Source organism: Pseudomonas sp. REP124, from assembly GCF_020164475.1.
In the GTDB taxonomy this organism is placed as follows: domain Bacteria; phylum Pseudomonadota; class Gammaproteobacteria; order Pseudomonadales; family Pseudomonadaceae; genus Aquipseudomonas.
In genome coordinates this window covers 1-9,345 of the sequence record NZ_JAIQWX010000201.1, presented here as the reverse complement: position 1 = coordinate 9,345, position 9,345 = coordinate 1, and the positions used below count along the sequence as shown (strand labels likewise).

Below are 9,345 nucleotides of genomic sequence, written 5' to 3'. Positions count from 1 at the left end.
GGCCGTTACCGCAGCAACGGATATGTACACCATCAAAAAGCTCGCGAGCAGGCCCGCTCCCACAGGGGAACTTGCCCCACAATGAACAACTTCACTGCCACCCAAACCGCCGAATATAGAACCCCTTCACCGCCTGCGTCAGCCCCATATACGCCAGCAAAATCACCGGCAAGAACACAAAATACAACCCCGGCAACGCCTGCAATTTGAAGTAATGCGCCAACGGCCCCATCGGCAAAAAGATCCCCACCGCCATGATAATCCCGGTCATCACCATCAACGGCGTCGCCGCACGGCTCTGCAGGAACGGTACTTTCGGCGTGCGAATCATGTGCACGATCAACGTCTGAGTCAGCAACCCCACCACGAACCAGCCAGACTGGAACAACGTCTGATGCTCCGGCGAATTGGCACCGAACACGTACCACATCAACGCATAAGTGGTGATGTCGAACACCGAGCTGATCGGCCCGAAAAACAGCATGAACCGCCCCACATCCGCCGGCTGCCAGCGTTGCGGCGCTGCCAGCATCTCGGCATCCACGTTGTCGAACGGAATGGCGATCTGCGAAACGTCATACAGCAGGTTCTGCACCAGCAGGTGCATCGGCAGCATCGGCAAAAACGGAATGAACGCACTGGCCACCAGCACCGAGAACACGTTGCCGAAGTTGGAGCTGGCGGTCATCTTGATGTACTTGAGCATGTTGGCGAAGGTGCGTCGCCCTTCCAGCACGCCCTCCTCCAGCACCATCAGGCTCTTTTCCAGGAGGATGATGTCCGCCGCTTCCTTGGCGATGTCCACGGCGCTGTCCACCGAAATGCCGATGTCGGCGGTGCGCAGGGCCGGGGCGTCGTTGATGCCGTCGCCCATGAAGCCGACCACGTGGCCATTGCCCTTGAGCAGACGCACGATGCGTTCCTTGTGCGATGGCGTCAGTTTGGCGAAGACGTTGGTGTGCTCCACCGCCACCGCCAGTTCCGCATCGCTCATGCGCTCGACGTCGTTGCCCAGCAGCAGGCCCTGTTGTTCCAGCCCGACTTCGCGGCAGATCTTCGCGGTCACCAGTTCGTTGTCGCCAGTCAGCACTTTCACCGCCACGCCATGCTCGGCCAGGGCCCTGAGCGCCGGTGCGGTGCTGTCCTTGGGTGGATCGAGAAATGCCACGTAGCCGATCAGCGTCAGTTGCTGCTCATCCGCCAGGCTGTAGGCATCGCGCCCTTCAATCATCGGCCGTGCAGCCACCGCGACAACGCGCAGACCTTCGGCGTTGAAGATGGCGGTGACCTGGCGAATCCGCGCCAGCAGGTCTTCGCTTAAAACCTCGTCCACCGTGCCGTGACGCACCCGGCTGCACACCGCCAGCACTTCCTCCACCGCCCCCTTGCAGATCAACAGGTGCGGCTGATCACGCTCGGCGAGCACCACCGACATGCGCCGGCGGGTGAAGTCGAAGGGAATCTCGTCGACCTTGCGAAACGCCGTGCCCACCTTCAATTCGCGATGGATTTCCACGTGCTCGAGCACCGCCACATCCAGCAGATTCTTCAGACCGGTCTGGTAGTAGCTGTTGAGGTAGGCCATTTCCAGCACGTCATCGGAATCGTTGCCCCAGACGTCGACGTTGCGCGCCAGGAAGATCCTGTCCTGGGTCAGGGTGCCGGTCTTGTCGGTGCACAGCACGTCCATCGCGCCGAAGTTCTGGATCGCGTCCAGGCGTTTGACGATGACTTTCTTGCGCGACAGGAACACCGCGCCCTTGGCCAGGGTCGAGGTGACGATCATCGGCAGCATTTCCGGGGTCAGGCCCACGGCAATCGACAGCGCGAACAGCAGCGCTTCGGTCCAGTCGCCCTTGGTGAAGCCGTTGATGAACAGCACCAACGGCGCCATGACGAACATGAAGCGGATCAGCAGCCAGCTGACTTTGTTGACCCCGTTCTGGAACGAAGTCGGTGCACGATCGGTGGCGCCGACCCGCTGCGCCAGCGCGCCGAAATAGGTGTCGTTGCCGGTGGTGAGAATCAACGCCATGGCCGTGCCGGACACCACGTTGGTGCCCATGAACAGAATGTTGTCCAGGTCCAGCGGGTTGAGGGTGTCGCGGTCCTGCTGACGGGGAAATTTCTCCACCGGCATCGATTCGCCGGTCATCGCCGCCTGGCTGACGAACAGGTCCTTGGCGCTGAGTACCCGGCAGTCGGCGGGAATCATGTCACCGGCGGACAGCACGATCAGGTCTCCCGGCACCAGTTGCTTGATCGGCAGTTCCAGACGCTGGGCGCCCTGCCCTTGCATGTCCCGGCGCAGCACGGTCGCGGTGTTGCTGACCATCGCCTTGAGCGCGTCGGCGGCCTGGTTGGACTTGGCCTCCTGCCAGAAGCGCAGCAGGGTCGAGAGCACCACCATGGAGAAAATCACCACGGCGGCTTTCATGTCTTCGGTCAGCCAGGAGATGACCGCCAGCAGGGTCAGCAGCAGGTTGAACGGGTTCTTGTAGCAGTGCCACAGGTGGGTCCACCAAGGTAGCGGCTGTTCGTGCTCGACCTCGTTGAGGCCGAATCGCTCGCGCAGAGCTTCGGCTTCTTCTTCGCTCAAGCCATCGGTGTGGCTGCCCAGACGGGCGAGCAGCGGCCCGGTGTCGCTGCTTGCGGCGCTGACCAGGGTTTGCGCCAGGATCGGTGGCACCTCACGGCTGACCGTGGTGTCGGTGAAGTTTTCCAGCAACGCCAGGCGACGGAAGTGCCGGGCAATGTGGCGGGTACGCAGGAATCCGGCGAAGAATTCCTTGAGCAGGGTCAGGTTCATGGCAGTTCCCCCAGGATCAGCCGGGAGACCGTCGAGCAGGCGTGTCGGTGCGCCGCGATGACGACAACAAGTCGAACATCACGCACGGTTCAGCGTCGATGAGAGGACGTCGGGAAGCCGACCGGAACCGGTCAGGGATCGGGAAGCCGCTGCTCGCATTTACGGCGAGACAACGGCACGGAAATTCAGCGCGTTATCTTGCCGGGAAGGTGCCGGTTATCGAAACCGGCCGACTACTGTCACTCGAACAAGTACCCACTGTGGGTCTCCGCTATTGATGAAAACGCGCGAAGCTTACGCCCCGGTATTTGGAGAGTAAACCTGTTGCAGGATCTTGCAGGGGGAATTGCGGGGTTCTTCAGGGAGGGTTCAGGAATCCTTATTTTTCACTGAGGCCTGAACGATTTTCACAAAAGCTGAACAGCTCGCACTAAATTAGCGCACTACGGGCATTAGGACACAAGCGCAAAAGCAGGGAGCCAGCTTTATTCATAACAAGATTTGAACTGACAAAAAGAAGGTTGTCGCCGAGGAACTGATGCCCCCAATCGTCACGATTCATTGTCACGGACTTGATACTAGCGATTTTTTTCGTTGTGACTGAAGCTTAGGGAAAAGAGCTAGAACGGATTACGGCGGTGGATTGGTAGGCGACTCTTAATGGAAACTTCATTTCATGCCGCTAGCTGGGATCGCGCCTTGTCGGGGGCGTGAACGTAATCAAGCAGGTTCTCAAGAAGGCCCATTCATTGCGAACGAAATGAGCCTACTTTCTAAGGTAATAGTTCTGCCGGGGCAGACTCTAGGCTCTCTGCGATCTGGTACAGCTTTTCAACCGTAATATTTACCTCTCCCCGTTCGATACGGCCCATGTAGCTTCGATCCACACCACAGATCATGGCCAGAACGTCCTGGGATAGACCTTTCGCTTTCCTCGCTTGCCTAATCTTTTTCCCCAATTCTTTTGCCAGATTCCCCATAGCCGCCTCGAAACTTATGAGGAAGGACTATCGAGGGTTTGCGGACGAATCAGCCACGGACTATAATCCGTATTTTTTGTTTGCGGATCAGCGAGATGCCTGCATGAAACAAGATGTGTTCGAATTCGACAGGCAGTTACATGATCTGCTTTGCCAGCATTTTTCTGTGGACTTCACGACCCGGCAACTGCGTGATGCGTATGCGGCTCTGCTCCCTCCTTCGAGCTACCGGCTCGCGGACGTGCGAATTTATGTTTATGAGCAAATACGCAGACTAGTCAGGGTTGGCTGGGCGGAGATGACTGAGCAGCGTCAAAAGCGGGGACAAGTTTTCCGCATGCTGGAGATGCCTGAGCGACTACAGCTCATACTTGTGGATGGTAGCTTCCCCAAGATTGTCAAACCCGCGGTTATTTCATTAGATGAGGAAAAAGAAAGCCCCCTTCCTTCGTCTAGCTCAATGGAAATGGCTTCGCCTGATGATGAGGCTCGCCTTCAAGCAATGCTGAAGGAGACACGTCTTGATCTGCTCTCATCCATGGGCGAAACAGAGCGCTACAAGCAGCTGTTTGAGGAAATTCCTCATCTGAAGGGCCGTCTTGAAACGGTATATCTAGAGGTTCGCGACAGAAGCTCAAAGCTTCTTGGTCATCTGCGTGCAATTGAGAATACGCTTAAGGCGATCTCAGCCGCATGAAATCCTCCCTCAGAGTATGGCAACACGACTGCATAGCGCTGGCTTTACAACACTACACACTGCAGCCTCATTTCTTTTGTCAGGCCACTCCCGGCGCCGGCAAGACAAAAATGGCCGCGGAGTTGGCCAAACACTTGCTGCAGCAGGAAAAGATAGATCTGATCCTCTGCTTTGCTCCTTCACGCCAGACAATGGATGGCTTTCAAAAAACTTTCTCTGCGGTCCTGGGCAGGCGCTTGGATGGGTTGATTGGTGCCGTTGGTGCTGTTTGCACCTATCAAGGAATGGAGTATCGAGACGCCGCATTCTGGAGGTTGTTCGACGACTACCGGGTGTTCGCCGTCTTTGATGAAATTCATCACTGTGCGGGTCATGACCTACTGCTAAGCAATGCATGGGGTCAGCAGATTGTCCAAAGGATTCAAGATAGAGCAACCTTCACCCTGGCACTGTCGGGTACTCCATGGCGATCTGACCACAAAGCAATAGCACTTGCTCGATATTCTCAGCCCGACGGAATTTTGATCTGTGACTATCGATACGGTTTGCAGGAGGCAATCGCTGATGGCGTATGTCGCTCTCCACGTATCGTCGTGTTGGATAACAACATGGTCAGGTTGACCGAAGCTCTGTCCGCTGAAAGTACCGTTACGACGTTTCCGAGCATAGCCAAGCTGCTTTCTGAATCTCCAGTATCCTACGAAGACTTGCTCTTTCATGACGACATCTTGCGGCAAATTTTGTCGATGGGATGTACTAAGTTGCACGAGATACGAAAACACTACCCCGACGCTGGAGGGCTGGTGGTTGCCACAAGCATTGAACACGCTCATACCATAGCTGCGCTCATGCGGGCCGGGGGTGAGGTGTGCCAAGTCGTAACCAACAAGACGCCGAACGCACACCAAATCATCGATGATTTTAGATATGGGGGCTGCACCTGGATTATTGCGGTAGGCATGATCAGCGAGGGAACGGACATACCCAGGCTGCGAGTATGCTGTCATTTAAGTCGTATACGTACCGAACTGCATTACCGCCAAGTGTTGGGCAGGATTCTCAGGCGCTCGAGTGATACAGATGATGAAGCATGGTTGTATGTTCTCGCAGAGCCCGCACTCCAGCATTACTCGGAGCGCTTGGCCGATGACCTGCCCGACGATCATGCAGTGTTAAGCGTCGTGCGAGCTCCGGAGTTTGGCACCGAGAATCAGGCCGATGACCAATCAGAGGATACGACAGGACTTGAGATCGCCATCCTCGACAACTCAATGGGCGCTGCGATAACACGGATGGGTAGCGATCATTCCATCTCGATTGCTGGCTCATCCGAGCGCTCCATTTATGAGCTAAATTTTTCACAACACTACCGAACTCAGCTGTTGAGCGTATGTTGAGAGGATTGTAATGATTCGACATAGTTGTTTTTAGAGCAAGCTTCGCTTCAGCCCATCGGTGAATGCACCGAGCGAGAGTGGCAAGCTGGGAGTCAGCATCGATGTGGTTGTCGCAGACGAAAGCCTTACGGCCAATGTGAGTGGTTGTTATGCGGAAACAGAAAAACAAACGAAAGAAACAGACATTCATCAAGCCATTGATGGCTAGCAAATTAACACAGCAAGCACGTCAACAGCTCGCAGGGCGCTCAGCGCGCGCAAGTCGCTTTTTGGATATGGTATTGCATCAAGTGTCCATTGGTGACCTGTTCGGGGAAACTAGCTCCAGCCATCCTTAACGATGCATCGACGAATCTCTCCCTACTATGAAGATTCGAGATTTTAATGCGCAGCCGAATGTGGGATTCTAATTTAGCAACGTAGTCAGCAATGCGACGTGAGGACCGCTTTCCGCATAGTGCCTGTTATCCCAGATCAACGAATAAACTTAGCTCCTAACGTAACCGAATTGAACCTACTCAAGCAGACGCAAAATACTCTGGTCGAGTGCTGCGCCAAACGCATCGAGCCGCGTCAGACGCAAGCCTTCAGCTTTTGATTCAAAATTACGGATTTGCTCAATTGCAGGCGCCAGATCAGGGTTGTTCTTGACCAGCGTTTCCTTGGCAGCAATGCGATGAAGTAAGGACCGGCAAAGATGCATTCCCTGGGCAGTTACACCTGTGAACATCACAACGCTGCTTAAGTTGGTTTCTAATCGAGCATAGCGGACATGATCATCGTACCGATAAAATCGTGGGTGAAATGCTTCAGTGAAATCCTTGGCTCTTGGATAACGGCGTCGCGTAAACGATATAGTGCCCCACACATCATCTGTTTTGAGACTGTTGCAATCGGTGCAGGCCACCGCCAAATTCCAAAAATCGATGGAGAACTGCGGATAGTGCCGGCGCGGCAATACGTGCTCAATGGGCTTTGCATATGCGGTACCTACTAGCCACCGACGGCAATAACAACGCTGCCCTCCCTGCAGCTCCAAAAGTCTGCGCCTGAACGCAGACTTGATGGCCGCCCCATGGATAGTTCCGCGTGGTGGGACTTCACAAATGGCATCTAACGCAGGCCACACGTCAGCATATGGGTGGGTACGCGACCGAGACCAGAGACGACCTAGCAACACTCGAGTATGCGGTACATGTTTCTTGGTACCATGGGCGGCCGCCAAGTAAAGCTCCACTTCTCGACGCATCTCGGCCAGCACGGGGTGTGCTCCTTTGAACCAACTGCCCCGGTCGAAGAGATCCAGCCGGACGTCGCTACCGCGCCCCTATCAAAAGTAGCGTCGCCGAACAACGCTTCGCGCATCTCTTCTAGGGTCAATTCTTTGTTCATGCTGGTGCTCATGGGCCTGATCACTAGACCAGCGCAATTCTAACGTCTAGTTTTGGCAAAGCAGTATCCAGCACCGGAATGTATTCTGAGCACTACCCTCCCGAGAGGAATAAGGCTCTTCATCCGGGTCCGGACTTCCCACATCTCAAATGATCATATCCAGAGAAACGAGCGATAGATGACAGGTTGATTCAGCAGAATCATTCGATACCTGCAAGGGGCAGCGAGCGTTAGATGATGTCTATGAGTGGCGTAGGCGCGCAATCGCATCGGTGATGGCTCGTGCATTCTTATCCAGCGTTTCCATTGCCCCCATTGCGTTCGCGGAGACACTTTCCACTCCATTCTCTGAGATCCATTTGGTCACTTCTTCAAGGGCCGCCGCTAGGGCGTGCTGGTTGTGCAGGAGCAGTGTGAGAGCGTCCGCTGTGGCTATGTTGGCTTCAGAGTTATCTGGCATGTGAATCGTCCTTGAGTAACTGGTGTGGGAAAACTAACTGAACACGCCGCTGACGGAGCCACTTCTCCCTATCCGCTGACATCTCAGTATTAGGACTGACTTGACGATTCATTTGCAATCGACCTAACCAGCCGTTTGCAACGGATTTGACCCAACCCCCTGGCAACCTTAACCGGCAGTGAGCGGCCATAAGCAGCCGCTCGAGAGTGATCGCTTTCGACTCATCATCGAGAAGCGGAGTGAGATCCGTTCATCCCTCTGCTGGCTAAAATGAAAAAGCCCGCATTGGCGGGCTCAGGGAGATTCACGGGACGGTTCATCCGCAGCAAATTCTAAGTGTTGCGCGCAATCCTGACGGTGCGCGATTTTCCAGTTTGATCTGTCCGTCATAACGCGCGGCAATAGTCTGAACGATGGTCAGTCCCAATCCCGCACCCTGGTCGTTTCCCCGGCTGTAGAAACGTTCGAAGAGCCGGTCGCGTTCCTCTTCCCGGATACCTAGCCCTTCATCCTCCACGGTGAGTTCGTAGCCATGCTCGATCTTTTTCAGCCCGACCGTGACAAGCCCATGGACTGGAGAGAAGTTCGCGGCATTGGTCACCAGGTTGTTCAAGGCAATGTCGATGGCCGTGGGGTCGACTCGCACTGAAGCGATGTCGTCGGTGACCTCGAGCGCCAGCTCAATATCCTTGCTCAAGAGCCACGGTGTCATCTGGATCAGGCTGTCTCGAACAGTGGCAACCAGATCGATCGGCTCGGGTGGTGGTGTACCCGCGCGAGGCTCCAGGCGCGCCATCGTCAGCAACTGGTTAACCAGGCGGCTGGTGCGGTCTACGCCGGCAATCAAGTGCTCCAGGGAGGCGCGTCGGTCCTGTTCATTTTCAGCCTCCATCAGGTTTTGCGCGTGGACTCTGAGCACTGCCAGTGGCGTGCGCATTTCATGGGCAGCGTCGGCGATGAAGCGCCGCTCCCGGCCCAGCACCTCCTGGATCTGCGCGAGCATGCGGTTGAGCGCCGCCTGCATCGGCTCCAGCTCATTGGGCAATGGCGACAGTTGCAGCGGTTCCAGCGAACCGCCGTGCCGTGCCCGCAGCGTCGCCGCCATGTCGGCCAGGGGTTTTAGACCCCAGCCGATGGCCAGCCAGACCATGACCGCCAGAATCAGACTGCCCAAAACGTTGGGCCAAAGCGTATGACGCACGATGCGGTCCACCAGATCGGCACGCACATCGTCCCGCTCGCCGACCCAGATCCGCAGATCATTCTGTTTGTCTTCCAGCAGGAAGGCGCGCCAGTGGCGGTTGTTCAGATCCACCACATCGCTGAAGCCGGTCTTTGTCGGCGGGGCGGTGAAAGAGGGCGCGCTGGCGGTGTGCACCAGCACCTCGCCCTTGCGATCCCAGACCTGGAAGGCGATCTTGCTTTCATAAGGATGACCCTCGGCTCTGGGCTCGGCCTCACCCAGGGCCTTGTTGAAGGCCTGATACAACTCGCTCTGGTCCTTGCCGGCCAACGGCATGCGCAGCACGCCTTGCAACAGACGTGCATTGCGGGCGAGTTGGGCGTCATAGACTTCGGCGATTTCATGGTTGCTGTCGTGCAGGTTGAAC

Annotated in this window: 7 protein-coding genes; 2 read left to right on the top strand and 5 right to left on the bottom strand. The window is 56.1% G+C overall.

Going from position 1 to position 9,345, the window contains the following annotated elements:
* Positions 1 to 91: 91 nt before the first annotated feature.
* Both mgtA and K9857_RS28175 read right to left on the bottom strand, forming a co-directional pair.
* Positions 92 to 2,809 carry a magnesium-translocating P-type ATPase gene (mgtA, locus tag K9857_RS28180; protein WP_224541504.1) on the bottom strand — a complete coding sequence of 906 codons (2,718 nt, stop codon included), beginning with the start codon at positions 2,807 to 2,809 and terminating at the stop codon, positions 92 to 94.
* Positions 2,810 to 3,582: 773 nt separating this feature from the next.
* Entirely contained in the window at positions 3,583 to 3,789 is a 207-nt protein-coding gene (locus K9857_RS28175) for a helix-turn-helix domain-containing protein (protein ID WP_224541502.1), read from the bottom strand.
* Between the two features lie 103 nt (positions 3,790 to 3,892).
* Here K9857_RS28175 and K9857_RS28170 point away from each other — a divergent pair, with 103 nt between their 5' ends.
* Positions 3,893 to 4,486: a hypothetical protein gene (locus K9857_RS28170; protein WP_224541500.1), complete on the top strand. Its 594-nt coding sequence runs from the start codon at positions 3,893 to 3,895 to the stop codon at positions 4,484 to 4,486.
* Positions 4,483 to 5,883: a DEAD/DEAH box helicase gene (locus tag K9857_RS28165; RefSeq protein ID WP_224541498.1), complete on the top strand. Its 1,401-nt coding sequence runs from the start codon at positions 4,483 to 4,485 to the stop codon at positions 5,881 to 5,883. Before K9857_RS28170 ends, K9857_RS28165 begins: the two co-directional genes overlap by 4 nt.
* A gap of 514 nt (positions 5,884 to 6,397) precedes the next feature.
* Here K9857_RS28165 and K9857_RS28160 read toward each other — a convergent pair.
* The 3 genes from K9857_RS28160 to K9857_RS28150 form a co-directional block, all read right to left on the bottom strand.
* Entirely contained in the window at positions 6,398 to 7,144 is a 747-nt protein-coding gene (locus tag K9857_RS28160) for an HNH endonuclease (RefSeq protein ID WP_224541496.1), read from the bottom strand.
* Positions 7,145 to 7,516: 372 nt separating this feature from the next.
* Positions 7,517 to 7,735 carry a hypothetical protein gene (locus tag K9857_RS28155; protein ID WP_224541494.1) on the bottom strand — a complete coding sequence of 73 codons (219 nt, stop codon included), beginning with the start codon at positions 7,733 to 7,735 and terminating at the stop codon, positions 7,517 to 7,519.
* A 316-nt stretch (positions 7,736 to 8,051) separates the two neighbouring features.
* A partial coding sequence (locus K9857_RS28150) for an ATP-binding protein (protein WP_224541492.1) occupies positions 8,052 to 9,345 on the bottom strand: 1,294 nt, incomplete at its 5' end.

Bases quoted from the DNA above. Each gene is read 5' to 3' on its own strand.
- K9857_RS28170 (WP_224541500.1), top strand. From the start codon at position 3,893: ATGAAACAAGATGTGTTCGAATTCGACAGGCAGTTACATGATCTGCTT.
- mgtA (WP_224541504.1), bottom strand. From the start codon at position 2,809: ATGAACCTGACCCTGCTCAAGGAATTCTTCGCCGGATTCCTGCGTACC.
- K9857_RS28165 (WP_224541498.1), top strand. From the start codon at position 4,483: ATGAAATCCTCCCTCAGAGTATGGCAACACGACTGCATAGCGCTGGCT.
- K9857_RS28155 (WP_224541494.1), bottom strand. From the start codon at position 7,735: ATGCCAGATAACTCTGAAGCCAACATAGCCACAGCGGACGCTCTCACA.
- K9857_RS28175 (WP_224541502.1), bottom strand. From the start codon at position 3,789: ATGGGGAATCTGGCAAAAGAATTGGGGAAAAAGATTAGGCAAGCGAGG.